This is a genomic window from Streptomyces sp. NPDC001027, from assembly GCF_040299045.1.
Lineage (GTDB): Bacteria > Actinomycetota > Actinomycetes > Streptomycetales > Streptomycetaceae > Streptomyces.
Window position 1 is genome coordinate 1 of record NZ_JBEPBI010000033.1, and the last position, 15,306, is coordinate 15,306.

The window sequence follows — 15,306 nt, forward strand, 5'->3', positions numbered from 1 at the left end:
CCCCAATCCGCTTTTTTTGTTGGTTCACTTGTTTTCTTAGGTTTGATCTTCCTAACTTTACCCGCAACGGCCCCGCCCCCCTTCGCGAGCGGGGGGCCGGCGCCTTCTTTCCGTGCGCCCGTGATCGGAAAGCATTAGCATGCCCATGCAAAGAACACGCCCCAAGCGGGGGCCCTGACCGGAACACAGGGGCCTCCGAGGCGAGTTCACACATGCTGCAAGGGGGAAGAGTCTTGAAGAGGACAGCCCGCATGCTCGGCGTGGCGGCGGCTGCCATGCTCGTAGCGACCCTGACCACGAGCCCCGCTGAGGCGAACGCCTTCAGCCCGGGCTGCACCACGACCGGCGCGGACGGCTTCGCCTACGTCCCGAGCTTCAAAGGGGCGGTGAGCACGCTCAAGCTGGAATGGCACATCACGGACACGCTGGCGGACGGCCACCACGCGCGGATCCGTTTCCTGTCCAAGCAGCACGACGGGACGATTCACTACTGGCCGTGGCACAAGGCCGCGGGCGGCAAGGGAGACCACGAGTACGCGGCCACCACGGCCACGGACAGCTCCGGCATCTTCGACATCGGGGCCGAGGTCGCCCGGTTCGAAGGCGACACCAAGCTGAACTCCTGCGTCGACTGGATCTGACGGACACGAGCCGCCGCTCGAAGTCGCCGCACGACGGAAAGGGCCCGAAGCCGCGAGCAGTACGCGCGGCTTCGGGCCTTCGGCGTGCCGGGCGCGCCGGATCGTCCTCGACGAGGACCGTCAGCTCAGTTCCTTCGGCGGGGTGCGGTCGGCGTCGACCTTCTCGACCCGTACCAGCTCTCCCCACACCACGTACCGGTACCGGGACGTGTACACGGGGGTGCAGGTCGTCAGGGTGATGTAGTGGCCCGCCTTCGTCTTGCCCGACTCCTTCGGGACCTGGGCGAGGACCTGCACGTTGTACTTCGAGGTCTCGTCGAGGATGTCGTACACCTTGTAGACGTACCACTTGTCCTTCGTCTCGAAGACGATCGGGTCGCCCTTCTCCAGCTTGTCGATGTTGTGGAACTTCGCGCCGTGGCCGTCGCGGTGGGCGGCGAGGGTGAAGTTGCCCTCCTTGCCCGTCATCGGCAGCGTCGCCTTGCTCGGGTCCGTGTAGTAGCCGGCGACGCCCTCGTTGAGGATCTTCGACGAGGTGCCCTTCGCGACCAGCACCTCCCCGTTCCTCATGGCGGGGACGTGCAGAAAGCCGATGCCGTCCTTGGTGTCGAGCGCCCCCGGGCCGGCGGGCTCCTGCGCCCAGGTGTCGCGCACCCGGTCGCCCTGCCGGTCCGCGTGCCGGTCGGCGACGACGTTCGTCCACCAAAGGGAGTAGACGACGAACAGGCCGAGCACCAGGCCGACCGTGATGAGGAGCTCCCCGAAGACACTGACGGCCAGGGCGACACGGCTGCCCCTGCGACGCGGCGCCGGCCCGGACGCGTCCACGCGCGTGTGCTCTTCGTGCTCGGTGTCGCCGGTGGTCGCTGCCACGTTCATCTGCCCCTACTCGCTGCACGCCTACGGACCGCACGGCTACAGGACCGCACGCCTATTCGACGAGCGCATCCGGCTTGCCCTTGCTGCGCGGCCGTTCCTCGACCATCTTGCCCCAGACGATCAAGCGGTACTTGCTGGTGAACTCCGGCGTGCAGGTGGTGAGGGTGATGTACCGGCCCGGCCCGGTGAGTCCGGAGCCCGGCGGCACCGGATCCAGGACGCTCGTGTTGCTCGGCGCGGTCACCGGCAGCGTCGACGTCATCTTGTAGACGAAGTACTCGTTCTGCGTCTCGACGACGATGGGGTCGCCCGCCTGCAGCCTGTTGATGTACCGGAACGGCTCGCCGTGCGTGTTGCGGTGGCCCGCGAGCCCGAAGTTCCCGGTCTTGGCGTCGGGCATCGCCGTCGCCAGCGGAGCCTCGCCGTAGTGGCCGACCATGCCCTTGTCGAGGACCTTCTTGTTGCTGACGCCCTCGGCGATCGGCACCACCACGTCCAGCTTGGGGATGTGCAGGATGGCGAAGCCCTGCCCCGGCGAGAACGCGCCGGGAGCACGCTTGCCGCTGGCCCAGTCGTCCTGGAGGCTGCTCGCCTCCCGGTCCGCCTGCGCGTGGGCGCGCACGTTCGTCCACCAGAGCTGGTAGGTCACGAACAGGAGCATCAGCACGCCCGTGGTAATGAACACCTCGCCGATCGCCCGGCTGGCGACCACCGCCGGGCTCGGCTTGCGCGCCCGTTCCCGGCGGCGCGCCTCGACGCGCGACAGCGGCCGCTCGTCCTGCGCGGGTGCGTCGGACCCGTTGTCCGACTCGGACGCCTCACCCGGACCGCCGTGACGCCCACGGCGCCCCTTGGCGGCCTTCCTGCGGGCCGCTCGTCCGCCTGCTGGGGTTCCGGGGGCCGGAGTGACGGCTGAGTCCCCAGAGGCGGCCACGGGTCCACGGCCGAACGTGAGCGACGGCGGTATCCGCAGCGCCACCGTCTCCTCGTCGACGGGCGGCCGGTAGGCCTGCTCCGCGTAGGGGTCGGCGCCGTACGGCTCACCGCCGAAGGACCCGTCCGACGCGGCGCCGTACGAGTCCTCGCGTTCGGGCCGCAGCGCGGTCACGCCGTGGCCCTGCCCACCACCGGGGCGAGCCCCGCCGACCTCGCCACCGCGCCCTGGTCGCCGCACTCCACCAGCCAGTTGGCCAGCATCCGGTGCCCGTGCTCGGTGAGCACCGACTCCGGGTGGAACTGCACGCCCTCGACGGGCAGTTCGCGGTGACGCAGGCCCATGATGATGCCGTCGTGGGTCCGGGCGGTGACCTCGAGCTCGGCGGGGACCGTCGTCGGCTCGGCGGCCAGCGAGTGGTAGCGGGTCGCGGTGAACGGCGACGGCAGACCGGCGAAGACACCCCTGCCCTCGTGCTCCACCGGCGAGGTCTTGCCGTGCAGCAGCTCCGGGGCGCGGTCCACGACCCCGCCGTACGCCACCTGCATCGACTGCATGCCCAGGCAGACGCCGAAGACGGGGACCCCGGTGTCCGCGCAGTGCCGGACCATCTCCACGCAGACGCCCGCCTCCTCGGGCGTACCGGGCCCCGGGGACAGCAGAACGCCGTCGAAGCCGTCCTGCGCGTGGGCCGTGGAGACCTCGTCGTTGCGCAGGACCTCGCACTCGGCGCCCAGCTGGTACAGGTACTGGACCAGGTTGAAGACGAAGCTGTCGTAGTTGTCGACGACGAGAATGCGCGCGCTCACTGGTTGTCCACCGTCACATCGTTGAAGGGAAGCAGCGGTTCGGCCCACGGAAAGACGTACTGGAACAGCGCGTACACCACGGCCACCACCAGCACGATCGAGATCAGCGCCTTCAGCCACGCGTTTCCCGGCAGATGCCGCCAGATCCAGCCGTACATGCCGTCCCTTCCGTCGCACCACGGCACCTGACTCACGCCGTACACCACCAGACTAACGGCGCAGAGCCCTGGGTTCGCCTGCCTCCACGGGCTGTGTGGAGTCCAGGTGCGCCCAGACGATCAGCCGGTGACTGTGGCCCCATTCGGGATCGCACGTGGTCAACGTCAGGTACCGGCCCGGACGCGTGTACCCCGACTTACGTGGCACAGCGTCGATCACCTCGACGTCCGAGGGCACTGTTTTGTAGGGCCCTTTGTCGATCCGATACGTGAACCAGGTCGTCCCGTCCGTCAGCACCACGGCATCACCCGCTCTGAGCTCGGGAAAGTCCTTGAACGGATCGCCGTACGTCCGGCGGTGGCCGGCGACGGAGAAGTTCCCGCTCTGCCCGAGCCGCGCCGTCCCCGTGTAGTGGCCCAGCCCCTTCTTCAGGGTGCCGGCCGACGTCCCCTCGAGCACCGGCTTGTTCCACGTGAAACCAAGGCGCGGGATGTACATCACCGCGAAGGGCCGGCCGCCGCGATAGGACGGCTGCGGCGCGGCGCCGGTGGGGCTCGCGCTCGGGGCGGGTCCCGCGGCCTGCCGGTCCCACTGTTCGTGCAGGGCGTCGATCTGGTCGTCCATGGCCCGGTCGGCTCGCACGCCGGTCCAGAACAGCACATAGACGACGAAGAGGACGATGACGGCTCCCACGGTGACGCACAGCTCGCTGAACGTCCTGACGATCACCCGCACCGACACAGGCGCCCCCGGCTGCCGCTGCTCCGCTACTCCACAGGCTTGGCGTAGTGCAGATCCACTGTGCCCGAGTAGCCCGGCAGAGTCACCGTCCCGTCCTCGGTCACTTTCCAGCCGAGGCCGTAGACGTTGACGTAGACCATGTAGTTCTGGATCGCCTTGGAGTCCGCGAGCGCCTGCTGCATCCTCTCCGGGTCCCCCACCGCCTGGATCTTGTACGGCGGGGAGTAGACGCGGCCCTGGAGGATCAGGGTGTTGCCGACGCAGCGCACGGCGCTGGTGGAGATCAGCCGCTGGTCCATGACCTTGATTCCCTGGGCGCCGCCCTGCCAGAGCGCGTTCACCACGGCCTGGAGGTCCTGCTGGTGGATGACCAGGTAGTCCGGCTGCGGCTCCGGGTAGCCGGGAAGCTTGGCGGTGGCGTTCGGCGGGGCGTCGTTGAGCGTGACGGTGATGGCCCGGCCCTTGAGCTTCTGGGTGCCGGCGCTCTTCTCCAGTCCGGCGAGCTTGTCGTCCTGGGCCTGGGTGCTGCCGTCGTCGGCCTCGGCCAGCGATTCCACGTCGTCGCGCAGGGCGGCGTTGGTCTCGTCCAGCTCTCCGTTCTTCTGGCTGCGCTCCTGGATGAGGTCCGACAGCTTCAGCAGCGAGGCGTCCGTGCGGATGTTGGTGCCCTTGGCGGTGGTGAAGCTGGTGAAGAAGAGGAGGCCGGCGAGGGCGAAGACGCCGATCGTGAGCAGCCGCACCGGCCGGAAGCCGCCGAAACCGCCCCTGCGGCCGGGTGAGGGCGAAGGCGGAACGGCCGAGTCCGCTGCCTCCGGGGAATTCGATGGAGAAACGTGTCCGGGATCGGGCGCGGAACCCGTTGATCCCGTCCGGGGGGAGTCGGCAGAATTGCTCAACGTACCCTTATCTCCTTCAGCGCCGTAGAAGCACTACGCTAACGGACGCCCGGGGGAGCCCAGCAGCCCCCCGAGTACGCAGCCCCCGAGCCCGACCCAGTACCTGCGCGGCCACGCAGCGCATCGACAGGAGAGACCCTCGTGCCGAAGTCACGTATCCGCAAGAAGGCCGACTACACGCCGCCTCCGGCGAAGCAGGCGACCGCGATCAAGCTGAACAGTCGCGCCTGGGTCGCACCGGTGATGCTGGCCATGTTCATCCTCGGGCTCGCCTGGATCGTGGTCTTCTACGTCACCGACGGCACGCTGCCCATCGACCAGCTGAACAACTGGAACATCGTGGTCGGCTTCGGGTTCATCGCGGCCGGGTTCGGCGTCTCCACGCAGTGGAAGTGACGGGCGCCCAAGGCCCCCTCCAGGACCGCGTCCAAGGCTCCGACCAGCTCTGCCCATGACTCTCCACAGAGTTATCCACAGCGGTTTCCACACTTGGGGAAAGAACGACGATCTGTGGATAACCTCTCGGAGGTTGACGCCGGTGTGACCTAACTACCGGTCGTCACCTTCACTCGAAAAGCTGTTCGCCCCCTACCTGACCTGCGGAAACGCAAGTCGAGGGCAGGGGGCGAAGCTGTTCCCGCACATTGTGCACAAGATTCGCCACAGACTGTGGACAACAGCGCGCTCAGGTGAGCTGGGCGGTCCTCAGGAGGGTGACGACGATGACCACGCCCAGCATCAACGCGCAGGTCCCGAACTGGACGAGAGCACGGCGCTCGCGCGGCGCGTACACCATGGCCGCGCCGACGACGAGGCCTGCGACCAGACCGCCGACGTGCGCCTGCCAGGAGATACCGCTCCAGCCGAACGTGATGACCAGGTTGATCACCAGCAGGGCGATCACCGGACGCATGTCGTAGCGCTGGCGCCGCACCAGCACCGCGAGCGCGCCGAAGAGCCCGAAGACGGCGCCCGAGGCGCCGAGCGAGGCCTGGTTGGGTGCGGCCAGCAGATAGGTCAGCGCGCTGCCGGCGAGCCCGGACACCATGTACAGGGCGAGGTAGCGGGCCCGGCCCAGGGCGCCTTCGAGCGGGCCGCCGATCCACCAGAGGCTGAGCATGTTGGACAGGATGTGGATGTAGCTGCCGTGCAGGAACATCGCGGTCAGCATCCGGTGCCACTGGCCTTCGGCCACGCCCTGCAGCTCGCCGAATCCGAGGGCCGGCATGAACGCGCGGCCGATCAGGTCGAACCGGTCGGTGAAGCTGTCGCCGACGGCCTGCTGGACCAGGAACATCGCCAGGTTGAGGCCGATGAGGACCTTCGTGACCAGGTGCGGGTCGGCGGCCACCGCGCCGCCCGCGATCGTGCGGGGCTGCGTGGCGCTCGGGGCGTGCCCGGTGCCGGAGCCCTCGCGGACGCACGTCGGGCACTGGAAGCCGACGGAGGCGCTGACCATGCACTCCGGGCAGATCGGGCGGTCGCAGCGGGTGCAGCGCACGCCGGTCTCCCGGTCGGGGTGCCGGTAGCAGACGGGCGGGCCGCTGTGTGCGTCGTCCTGCCGGCTGCCGGACGCCTGGTCCATGTGGGCTCCCAGTGGGTGGTCTGAAGTCGTCGGAGCAGGTGAAGGAACCGCCCTGCTCATCCTTACGGACCAGCAGGGCGTTTGGTTCCCGAAGGCCTGCCGCGCATCCGGACTCAGGTCGTGCGGCGCTCCACGACCACCGAGTCGATGACGACGTCCTTCAGCGGTCGCTCCGTGCGCGGGTTGGTCTGCACCTTGGAGATCGCGTCGACGACCTTCTGGCTCGCCGCGTCCGTGACCTCGCCGAAGATGGTGTGCTTGCGGGTCAGCCAGGCCGTCGGGGAGACGGTGACGAAGAACTGCGAGCCGTTGGTGCCCGGGCCGGAGTTGGCCATCGCCAGCAGGTAGGGCCTGTCGAATCGCAGCTCCGGGTGGAACTCGTCCGCGAACTGGTAGCCGGGGTCGCCGGTGCCGTTGCCCAGCGGGTCACCGCCCTGGATCATGAATCCGCTGATCACCCGGTGGAAGACGGTGCCGTCGTAGAGCCTGGCCGTCGACCTCACGCCCGTCTTGGGGTTGACCCACTCGCGCTCGCCGGTGGCGAGCTCCACGAAGTTCTTGACCGTCTTGGGGGCGTGGTCCGGGAAGAGCCGGATCTCGATGTCGCCGAAGTTGGTCTTCAGCGTGGCGTACAGGTGCTCGGCCACGATCTTGATCTGCCTTCCGTCGTCTTCCGGTGACCCCCCGATCCTCGCACGGTCCTCGGCGGCCGAAGCCGAACCACCGGTCCCGGGTCGTACCGGTCCGTCCTGGTCGTCACTGTGCCCGGGACGGTCCGTACGGGTCCGTCCGGGTCCCGTAGGGGACCGCATCCGACGCTTCCGCTCGGAAAAAGCGATCGAGTCCTCCTGGACGGGGGCGAGCCGGGCCGATCCATGGCATCGTCGGTTTTGTCGCTCTGGCGAACCTCTGTCGCCATTGCCCCGAATCTGTCCTGAATCCGTCCTGAATCCATCCTGAGTCGCAACAGTCCGAGCGGAATCCGCCCCGGATGTGCCCCCGAATCCGTCCGCCATCGCACGTGATCAGCACCCGTATGCCCGCCCGCACATGCCGCGACCGCACTCGGCAGGCATGATCCGTAAAAGGGTGGAAAGTCGAAATACCGTACGCCACCGAGGAGGAGGAACCCGTGACCCGCATCGACAGCGTGCGCGCCGCGACCGGCTCGGCGAAGGGAAGCGTGCTGCACGCCGCGGAAGTGGTGGCGCCCTACGCCGACACGGCCAAGGAACGGGCCGCGCTCTACGCGCACGAAGCCCGTGTACGGCTCGCGCCCAAGGTGTCGCTGGCCGCCGAACAGGCCCGCGTCCAGTACGGCGCCCACGTCGCCCCGCGCCTGGAACAGGCTCTGACGCACGTCCCGCCGAAGGTCGACCTGGCCGCGCACGAAGCGGCCGTCCGCACCCGCCTCGCCGCCCGGCAGGCGGCCGACTATTCCCGGCCGAAGATCGAACAGGCGGTGGCCGCGGCCGGCCCCGTGAAGGATGAAGCCGCCGCCCGTGGCGCCGCCGCGCTGGCCGCCCTGCGCGGTCAGGTGACGCCGAAGGAGATCGAGAAGCTGGCGCGCAAGCACCGGCGGCATGCCAGGGCGGGCAAGCTCGCCAAGGCGCTGGCCGTGCTGGGCGCCGTCGCCGGCGGCGCGTACGCGGCCTATCGGTGGTGGGACAAGCAGGCCAACCCGGACTGGCTGGTCGAGCCGCCGGCGGCCACGGAGGTGCCCGCCAAGGGCGCCAACCTGACCTCGGTGGACGGCAGCGCCGATCCGGCCGTTCTGGACCCCGAGGTCCAGGCCAAGCAGGCCGAGGAGGAAGCCGCGGACCGCGACGACCGCGGCTGAGCGGACCGCCGACCCACGGTCGCCCGACGGCCGCCGACCGGCTTCGGCACCGCGCCCCAGCACAGCAGAAGACCCCTCCCATCTGCGTCACCGCAGGTAGGAGGGGTCTTTTTGTGGAGCCTAGGGGAGTCGAACCCCTGACATCTGCCATGCAAAGACAGCGCTCTACCAACTGAGCTAAGGCCCCGGAAGGTGACGTCCGACGGAATCGAGCTCGTCCCGGCGGGCGCCGCAGACCAGAGTACCGGGTCACCGGGGGTATCTCGCAAAAAGATTGGGGGTCCCCGCGGATGACCACTCTCCGTAAGATGCTCGGACGTGGTTCGCTACAGCGAACCGCGGTTTCTGGGGAAGCGATGGGGAGACGCAATGGACGCCGCACAGCAGGAAGCGACCGCGAGAGCGCGGGAACTGCAGCGGAACTGGTACGGGGAGCCACTGGGGGCGCTCTTCCGTAAGCTCATCGACGATCTTGGTCTCAACCAGGCTCGTCTCGCGGGGGTGCTGGGACTGTCGGCGCCGATGCTGTCGCAGCTGATGAGCGGTCAGCGGGCGAAGATCGGCAATCCGGCGGTGGTGCAGCGGGTGCAGCTGCTCCAGGAGTTGGCCGCACAGGTCGCGGACGGCAGCGTCAGCGCCGCCGAGGCGACCGAGCGCATGGACGAGATCAAGCGGTCGCAGGGGGGATCGGTGCTCAGCAACGTCACACAGTCGACGACCAGTTCGGGTGCGCCCACGGTCAAGCGGGTGGTCCGCGAGATCCAGTCGCTGCTGCGCTCGGTGTCCGCCGCAGGCGACATCATCGACGCCGCCGACACGCTCGCCCCGACCCACCCCGAACTGGCCGAGTTCCTCCGGGTGTACGGCGCCGGCCGCACCTCCGACGCCGTGACGCACTACCAGTCCCACCAGAGCTGAGCGCGGGACCCGGTAGCCGAAGGGGGTTCGGCAGCCGGGAGGTCGGCAGCCCGCGGGGGCGGCAGCCGGCGCCGCAGGCCAGCACCGAGGACGGCACCACGTGACGGGGGACACGGGGCGCAGAGCACGGGGGACGCGCGGGACGTACGGGGGACGCGCGGGACGTACAGGTTCGTGAAGTCCACGGGGGACACGGGGCACAGGTACACGGGGGATGCGCGGGACGCACGGGGTTCGTGAAGTCCACGGGGGACACGGGGGTCGTATCGCCTGTCACGGGGGTAGCAAGGGGGAGAACCCGTAGGGGCGAGGGGGAGGAGCGACGCACTGCCATGGGTGAGGTCTTCGCCGCACGGTACGAACTGGCCGACCCGATCGGCCGCGGAGGGGTCGGCGCGGTCTGGCGTGCCTGGGACCACCGCCGCCGCCGTTATGTCGCCGCCAAGGTCCTCCAGCAGAGCGACGCGCACGCGCTGCTGCGCTTCGTGCGCGAGCAGGCGCTGCGGATCGACCATCCCCATGTGCTCGCGCCCGCCAGCTGGGCGGCCGACGACGACAAGGTCCTGTTCACCATGGACCTGGTGGCCGGCGGTTCGCTGGCCCACCTCGTCGGCGACTACGGGCCGCTGCCGCCGGTGTTCGTGTGCACGCTGCTCGACCAGCTGCTCTCCGGGCTCGCCGCGGTCCACGCGGAAGGCGTCGTGCACCGCGACATCAAGCCCGCCAACATCCTGCTGGAGGCCACCGGAACGGCCCGGCCGCGCCTCAGGCTCTCCGACTTCGGCATCGCGATGCGGCTGGGCGAGCCCCGGCTGACCGACACCGACCTCGTGGTGGGGACGCCGGGCTACCTCGCACCCGAGCAGATGCTGGGCGCCGACCCCGACTTCCCCGCCGACCTGTTCGCCGTCGGACTGGTCGCGCTGTACCTGCTCGAGGGGGCCAAGCCCGACGCCAAGGCCCTGGTCGAGCACTTCGCGGACCACGGAACGCCGGGCGCGCCCAAGAACGTCCCCGAGCCCCTGTGGCAGGTCGTGGCCACCCTGCTGCAGCCGGACCCGCAGGCGCGCTTCCGTACGGCCACCGGGGCGCGCAAGGCCCTCGCGGCGGCCGCCGAACTTCTTCCGGAGCCGGGCCCGGACGACGAGCTGATCGAGATCTTCGACCAACTCGGGTCGCTGCCCCGGGGGTTCGGCCCCGACGGTCCCGCACCCCGGCCCGACGGCTCGACCACCCGCCCCGAGGGCCCCTCGTCCCGGCCCGTCGGCCCGCCGGATCACGCCCGGCCGAACGCCGCGTCCGTGCCGTCTCGGCCGTCCGCCCCGCCCGCTCAGGCGCCGCCCCGGCCCACCACCCCGCCGCCCGCCACCCCGCCGCCCGGCTCCGTGCACGCTCCGGATCCCGCGCGCCTTTCGGCTCCAGCGCACCTCCCAGGTCCCGCTGCCGCGTCCGCCCCCGCACCGGCCCCCGCTGCCGAGGCCACCCCGACCCCGTCGCACCCGGCCCCGTCGCACCCGGCCCCGTCGCACTCGGCCGCGCCCTCCCCGTCGATGTCGGACACCGGCAGCTTCCCTCTGCCCCCTCCGCAGCCCACGACGGGCTCGTTCCCCTCCGCGCCGGGGTCCGCTCAGGCGTCTGCGCAGTCCCCCGCGCCCCGTCCTTCCGGCCACACGCCGTCGACCGGCTCCCCCACGCCCTCGCACCACCAGCCCCCGTACCAGGCGTACCAGCCGTACCGGCCCATGTACGAGTCCACGTTCGCCCTGCCCACCCGTGAGCCGCGGGCCGACACGTCGTCGACCGCCTCGTACACCGCCCGTGACTCCCGGTCCCCGCAGCACGTCCCCCACCCGCAGCACACGCCTGCGGCCTCGGCGGAGTCGCCTGCGTCGCGGACCGGCCGACGGGGGCATCGCGCCGCCCGCCGGGGACGGCCGGGGCCGCCGGTGAAGGTCACGGTGCCGCTGCTGCTGCTCGCGCTGGCCTGCTACGCGGTCGGGTTCTGGGCGCTGGCCCGCATCTGAGCCGCGGCGGCCCGGCGTCGTGCGGTCAGGGTCCAGATGCCGAGCACCGAGAGCAGCAGGCTTCCGGCGCCGATGCCGGCCACGGCCACCGCCTTCATCGCGGGGTCGCCGCCCCGCGTCCCGCTGTGCGCCGCGTCGACGGTGTCAGCCCTGCCCGCCGCCTCCGGCTCCGGATCCGGGGCGCCGACGTCGAAGACGCCGCGCGGCGCCGACCGCGCCGCGTATCCCGGCCCGCCCTGTGTCCGGCCGTCGACCCGGATCCGCAGGGTCAGCCCGTAGGGGCCGTCCCCGAACCGGTCGCCCACCTGGGCCGCGAGGTGCACCACGAGGTAGTACGCGCCGGCGAACCGCAGGGACTTGGTGGAGGTGGCGGAGGCGTAGCGGTTGGCGTAGCCGACCGGCGGGAGCGGAGGCAGCGCCGTCGACTTCTGGGCGCCGCCGTACCCCACGGCGGTGTCCTTGACCTCGGCTCGCACCGGGTTGTAGAGCGTCATGTCCAGGGCGTCGACCACATAGCCGGAATCCCTGTCGGCGCTCCCCAGGTCGACCGCGGCGAACACCTGTCGGCCCCAGTCGACGGGCACCTTGTAGAAGAGGGTCTGGCCGGGGACGATCTCGTCGCTCCAGACGCCTTGCCGCACGACGGTGGCCCCGGTGAAGCCGGCTCCGCCCCGCACGGGCGCCCGCTCGGCGACGGGCAGCGCGGGCGTCGCGGAGTCCCACGCCTCGGGCGCGCTCGTGGCGGTCGCCTTCCGCAGGGCGGGCTCGGAGACGGGTGCGAGCTCCAGCTCCCAGGGCACGTCGGCGGCCGTCTGCGTCTCCGTCCCCTTCTCCTCGCCACCGGCGCCCGAGCCACTGCCCCTGCTGCTGCCACTGCCGCTGCTGTCGCTGCCGCCATCTCCGCCGCCGCGGCCGCGGCCGCCGTCCGGGGTGACGCCGGTGCGCTCCACGACCACGTAGTACGTCCCGGGCTTCTGGCACAGCCCCCTGCCGGGGAAGATCTCGCGCGCGGCCCACGCGGTGATCGGCTGCGGGCTCTTGGACGCGCCGACGGTCGCCTTGTCGCGGGAGCAGGACGCCCCGTCGGCGTTCTGCACGGAGACGCCGACGCCGTCGCCGACGGACAGGACGGCGTCCGTCCGGGGCACGGCCGTGACGGCGACGTACACGTTCGACGTGCCGTCGAGTTCGAGGCGGTAGTAGGCCTTCCCCCGGCTCTCGAGGGAGCTGCGGTAGGTCGCGCCGGGCTCCAGGGCGACGGCGGCGGCGGTGCCCGTGGCCGCGGGTGCGGAGCGGGCGTCGCCCGCGAAGGCGTAGGGCGGGGCGTCCGGCGTCTTCGGCGCGCTCGGCGCCGTCGTCGCGGCCCTCGCGGTCGTCGCGGCCGGTCCGGGCAGCGCCGCCGGGGCCGCGCACAGCACCGCTCCCACGACCGCGGTCCGCACCACGGCCCGCCGCCGGGCCGCCCCGGCACTCCCACGCCCCGCACGCCGGGTCATCGACGCCGCCCCCTCCCCTTGGACCGAACGTGGGCCATCCTGCCCGGCACGCGCGCGTGGCACCCGTGCATTGCGGGCGGTCGTCCGAAAAGCCCGCCTTCGGCCGCGCGTATCCGCAGTCCGGGGGTTGCGCAACACAAGACCCCGACCGCGAGCTGCGGCCGGGGTCTGCTCAGTCTTCGGTATCGGTACTCAGGAACCCGTGGGCACGGAGTCGGTCGCCTCCGTCCACAGATCCTGCTCGGCGCGGTCCGCCTGGATCTGGCGGTACACGAGGAGCCCGCCGATGGCGGCCAGTGCGACCAGGAGAAGCTTCTTCACCGCGCTACCTCGTCTTTCCTTGGCGTAGGGGATCTCTGGCGCCCGACTATACACACCGACCGATACCGATCGGTGACCTGCGTCCGCCCTCAACTCCCGCCTTCGGCAGCGCAGTAGAAGCGGATCGGACCGCTCCGATCGGAGGGTGATCACATCTCCACAGAGGGTGACTTTTGACCCTGCTGGTACTCGTTCGCTGTCTTTTCTGGCTTTTCATCCACTCTTACACCCATCCGAGTGGTGTTCATCGGAACAACGCCACGCCACGAGCGTCGGTCCACAACTTCCCGGCCTCTCTACACATCATGAGGAAAGTACGCAAATCGCCCAACCCGAAAGTGAGGGGCCATGACCGACAACCGCGTCATGAAGCTGTGGACCGCCATCGTCACCGCCTTCCTCGCGCTGTGCACGGCGCTCGGACTGATCACGACGGCCGCCGCGACGGCCGCGGCCGCGACCGAGCCGGCACGCAGCGCGGAGAGCTTCGGCGCCGCTCAAGAGCCGGCCCGGCCGACGGCGTCGTCATCGACGACCTGGCTCTGGTCCCAGGCACGCTCCCTGCCCCCCACGATGAAGCAGCGCATCAGCGCCGAGGCTCACGGCAAGTCCCCCAGCTGCCGCCACCACGGTCTGCCGGACACGGAAGCGGCCGAGCACACGACGTCCTGCACCCCTGAGGACCCCGCCGAACCGGCCGCCCTCCAGCAGAACTGAGCCCCCCACCACTCCCGACGTGACGGCGAACTTGCGTACAGCCCGCACGAGCAGGCCCGGCAGCTCCCCAGGAGCCACCGGGCCTTCGCCGTGCCCCCACCCGTTTCCCCGCCCCGGACACGCGAACCGTCGGCCAGCGAAGGGGGAAGCCGGAACGTCCATGCTCCTCCCCCGACGTCGGCGGCGGAGGAGCAGGCGGCGTCTGTCAACACGCTGGAGCCCTCGACTCATGGTTCGCTCACATTCGGCGCCCAGCGCTGGCGTCCGCGTCTGTTGGTGTCAGCCGCTGGCGTCACGGTCTCCACGCCCCCTGACAAGTCAGCCCGCCCCTATGGCGAAATGGTCAGGGCTGCGTCGCGGCAACCCTGATGCCGAATCCGATCAGAACGACGCCGGTGACACGATCCATGCCCCGTCGCACGACGGGCTTCTGGAAGAAGGCGCGGGCTTTGGCCAGCAGCAGCACATAGCTGCCGAGCCAGACGAGGGTGAGCACAGCATGCAGGAGAACAAGAAGAGCCATTCCCGTATGCGGCGCCAAGCCGGAAGGCGCGAGCGTAGGCAGCAGGCCCGTATAGAAAACAGCGATCTTCGGGTTGAAGATGTTGCTCACGAAGCCCGTACGCCACGGACTCCCCTTCGGAACGGCATTGTCTGGTACGGGGGTGCCAGTACGGTGCCGCCGACTGTGAAGCAGCGCCTGCACTCCAAGGAAGACCAGGTAAACGGCTCCGACCAGCTTGACCGCTGTGTAAGCAGTAGCAGATGCAGCCAGTACTGCCGCCAGCCCAACCACGGTAAGCAGGCCCCAGGCGAGCAGCCCGGCGATGATGCCCCCGACCGTGCGTAGCCCGTCCCGCCAGCCGCATGCCACGGCTCGTTTCGTCACGACAACCATGTCCGGGCCGGGAACCATGGTCAGAAGAGCAAGCACACCGGCTGCGGCAAGGAATTGCACGAACATGCGCTCATCATCCCACCCGACTGCAAGCCCGCGGCCGGCTTGCTTCACCGCTGCCCTCACCCCCGTCCGCCTCGGCCGGCACACCTTCGGGCTTCTGCTGGCCTTCCTGAAGGTGCACCCCAAGGTCGCACAGCCGATCCTCCGCGCACGCTCGCCGAGCTTCTGGAAGATCCACTCATCGGCTGATGTCAGCCGTGGATGCCAAAGACCCCCAGCCGGTATCGACTGGGGGTCTTCTCGCATGTGGGGCTAACAGGATTTGAACCTGTGGCCTCATCCTTATCAGGGATGCGCTCTAACCAACTGAGCTATAGCCCCGCCGCGCTCTGCGGAGTGTGTCCCGCGCGCTGACTCCTGAAGATTAGCGCACGACGCGGGCAGT

Annotated in this window: 17 protein-coding genes, 2 tRNA genes and 1 pseudogene; 7 read left to right on the forward strand and 13 right to left on the reverse strand. The window is 70.1% G+C overall.

Annotation, left to right across the window (positions count from 1 at the left end):
* Positions 1 to 233 precede the first annotated feature (233 nt).
* Positions 234 to 641: a hypothetical protein gene (locus ABT300_RS12560; RefSeq protein WP_351674390.1), complete on the forward strand. Its 408-nt coding sequence runs from the start codon at positions 234 to 236 to the stop codon at positions 639 to 641.
* Positions 642 to 761: 120 nt separating this feature from the next.
* Here ABT300_RS12560 and ABT300_RS12565 read toward each other — a convergent pair whose 3' ends face one another.
* From ABT300_RS12565 to ABT300_RS12590, 6 genes are read right to left on the reverse strand one after another with little or no spacing between them, the layout of a single operon-like run.
* Complete coding sequence (locus tag ABT300_RS12565; RefSeq protein WP_351674391.1) at positions 762 to 1,520, reverse strand: class E sortase; 759 nt, start codon at positions 1,518 to 1,520, stop codon at positions 762 to 764.
* Positions 1,521 to 1,572: 52 nt separating this feature from the next.
* On the reverse strand, positions 1,573 to 2,628 hold the full coding sequence (locus ABT300_RS12570) for a class E sortase (RefSeq protein ID WP_351674392.1): 1,056 nt from the start codon (positions 2,626 to 2,628) through the stop codon (positions 1,573 to 1,575).
* The gene (locus ABT300_RS12575; RefSeq protein ID WP_351674393.1) at positions 2,625 to 3,263 is read right to left on the reverse strand and encodes an aminodeoxychorismate/anthranilate synthase component II; all 639 of its coding nucleotides are present in this window, start codon (positions 3,261 to 3,263) and stop codon (positions 2,625 to 2,627) included. The genes ABT300_RS12570 and ABT300_RS12575 overlap by 4 nt, the downstream gene beginning before the upstream one ends.
* The gene (locus ABT300_RS12580) at positions 3,260 to 3,457 is read right to left on the reverse strand and encodes a hypothetical protein (RefSeq protein WP_319165820.1); all 198 of its coding nucleotides are present in this window, start codon (positions 3,455 to 3,457) and stop codon (positions 3,260 to 3,262) included. The genes ABT300_RS12575 and ABT300_RS12580 overlap by 4 nt, the downstream gene beginning before the upstream one ends.
* Positions 3,458 to 3,473: 16 nt before the next feature.
* Positions 3,474 to 4,157, reverse strand: coding sequence for a class E sortase (locus ABT300_RS12585; RefSeq protein ID WP_351674394.1), 684 nt, complete (start codon positions 4,155 to 4,157; stop codon positions 3,474 to 3,476).
* Between the two features lie 32 nt (positions 4,158 to 4,189).
* Complete coding sequence (locus ABT300_RS12590) at positions 4,190 to 5,059, reverse strand: DUF881 domain-containing protein (protein WP_452987316.1); 870 nt, start codon at positions 5,057 to 5,059, stop codon at positions 4,190 to 4,192.
* Positions 5,060 to 5,200: 141 nt separating this feature from the next.
* On the opposite strand from ABT300_RS12590, the gene crgA reads away from it, so the two are divergent.
* Positions 5,201 to 5,455, forward strand: a complete 255-nt coding sequence (crgA, locus tag ABT300_RS12595; RefSeq protein ID WP_351674396.1) for a cell division protein CrgA — start codon at positions 5,201 to 5,203, stop codon at positions 5,453 to 5,455.
* 289 nt (positions 5,456 to 5,744) lie between these two features.
* Here the strand turns inward: crgA and ABT300_RS12600 are convergent, their stop codons facing one another.
* Both ABT300_RS12600 and ABT300_RS12605 read right to left on the reverse strand, forming a co-directional pair.
* Entirely contained in the window at positions 5,745 to 6,644 is a 900-nt protein-coding gene (locus tag ABT300_RS12600; RefSeq protein ID WP_351674397.1) for a rhomboid family intramembrane serine protease, read from the reverse strand.
* Positions 6,645 to 6,757: 113 nt separating this feature from the next.
* Positions 6,758 to 7,291 (reverse strand): peptidylprolyl isomerase, encoded by a 534-nt coding sequence (locus ABT300_RS12605; protein ID WP_351674398.1) that lies wholly within the window; start codon positions 7,289 to 7,291, stop codon positions 6,758 to 6,760.
* Between the two features lie 485 nt (positions 7,292 to 7,776).
* On the opposite strand from ABT300_RS12605, the gene ABT300_RS12610 reads away from it, so the two are divergent.
* Positions 7,777 to 8,484 (forward strand): DUF5324 family protein, encoded by a 708-nt coding sequence (locus ABT300_RS12610; RefSeq protein ID WP_351674399.1) that lies wholly within the window; start codon positions 7,777 to 7,779, stop codon positions 8,482 to 8,484.
* A gap of 114 nt (positions 8,485 to 8,598) precedes the next feature.
* Here ABT300_RS12610 and ABT300_RS12615 read toward each other — a convergent pair.
* Positions 8,599 to 8,671 (reverse strand) — tRNA-Ala (locus ABT300_RS12615).
* 182 nt (positions 8,672 to 8,853) lie between these two features.
* On the opposite strand from ABT300_RS12615, the gene ABT300_RS12620 reads away from it, so the two are divergent.
* Both ABT300_RS12620 and ABT300_RS12625 read left to right on the forward strand, forming a co-directional pair.
* Positions 8,854 to 9,402 carry a helix-turn-helix domain-containing protein gene (locus tag ABT300_RS12620; protein WP_319276804.1) on the forward strand — a complete coding sequence of 183 codons (549 nt, stop codon included), beginning with the start codon at positions 8,854 to 8,856 and terminating at the stop codon, positions 9,400 to 9,402.
* Between the two features lie 332 nt (positions 9,403 to 9,734).
* Complete coding sequence (locus tag ABT300_RS12625) at positions 9,735 to 11,426, forward strand: protein kinase domain-containing protein (protein ID WP_351674400.1); 1,692 nt, start codon at positions 9,735 to 9,737, stop codon at positions 11,424 to 11,426.
* Here ABT300_RS12625 and ABT300_RS12630 read toward each other — a convergent pair.
* Positions 11,390 to 12,922 carry a hypothetical protein gene (locus ABT300_RS12630; RefSeq protein ID WP_351674401.1) on the reverse strand — a complete coding sequence of 511 codons (1,533 nt, stop codon included), beginning with the start codon at positions 12,920 to 12,922 and terminating at the stop codon, positions 11,390 to 11,392. The genes ABT300_RS12625 and ABT300_RS12630 overlap by 37 nt on opposite strands.
* Positions 12,923 to 13,114: 192 nt before the next feature.
* Positions 13,115 to 13,243, reverse strand: coding sequence for a DLW-39 family protein (locus ABT300_RS12635; protein ID WP_003999697.1), 129 nt, complete (start codon positions 13,241 to 13,243; stop codon positions 13,115 to 13,117).
* Between the two features lie 348 nt (positions 13,244 to 13,591).
* Here ABT300_RS12635 and ABT300_RS12640 point away from each other — a divergent pair, with 348 nt between their 5' ends.
* Positions 13,592 to 13,960, forward strand: coding sequence for a DUF6344 domain-containing protein (locus tag ABT300_RS12640; protein WP_351674402.1), 369 nt, complete (start codon positions 13,592 to 13,594; stop codon positions 13,958 to 13,960).
* A gap of 343 nt (positions 13,961 to 14,303) precedes the next feature.
* Here the strand turns inward: ABT300_RS12640 and ABT300_RS12645 are convergent, their stop codons facing one another.
* Positions 14,304 to 14,924, reverse strand: a complete 621-nt coding sequence (locus tag ABT300_RS12645; protein ID WP_351674403.1) for a LysE family translocator — start codon at positions 14,922 to 14,924, stop codon at positions 14,304 to 14,306.
* Positions 14,925 to 14,988: 64 nt separating this feature from the next.
* On the opposite strand from ABT300_RS12645, the pseudogene ABT300_RS44440 reads away from it, so the two are divergent.
* Positions 14,989 to 15,110, forward strand: a pseudogene (locus tag ABT300_RS44440) (site-specific integrase); the annotation flags it as partial.
* Between the two features lie 58 nt (positions 15,111 to 15,168).
* Here ABT300_RS44440 and ABT300_RS12650 read toward each other — a convergent pair.
* Positions 15,169 to 15,242, reverse strand: a tRNA-Ile gene (locus tag ABT300_RS12650).
* Positions 15,243 to 15,306 lie beyond the last annotated feature (64 nt).

Coding starts and splice junctions, on each gene's coding strand:
- ABT300_RS12640 (WP_351674402.1), top strand. CDS start 13,592: ATGACCGACAACCGCGTCATGAAGCTGTGGACCGCCATCGTCACCGCC.
- ABT300_RS12565 (WP_351674391.1), bottom strand. CDS start 1,520: ATGAACGTGGCAGCGACCACCGGCGACACCGAGCACGAAGAGCACACG.
- ABT300_RS12630 (WP_351674401.1), bottom strand. CDS start 12,922: ATGACCCGGCGTGCGGGGCGTGGGAGTGCCGGGGCGGCCCGGCGGCGG.
- ABT300_RS12645 (WP_351674403.1), bottom strand. CDS start 14,924: ATGTTCGTGCAATTCCTTGCCGCAGCCGGTGTGCTTGCTCTTCTGACC.
- ABT300_RS12620 (WP_319276804.1), top strand. CDS start 8,854: ATGGACGCCGCACAGCAGGAAGCGACCGCGAGAGCGCGGGAACTGCAG.
- ABT300_RS12600 (WP_351674397.1), bottom strand. CDS start 6,644: ATGGACCAGGCGTCCGGCAGCCGGCAGGACGACGCACACAGCGGCCCG.
- ABT300_RS12625 (WP_351674400.1), top strand. CDS start 9,735: ATGGGTGAGGTCTTCGCCGCACGGTACGAACTGGCCGACCCGATCGGC.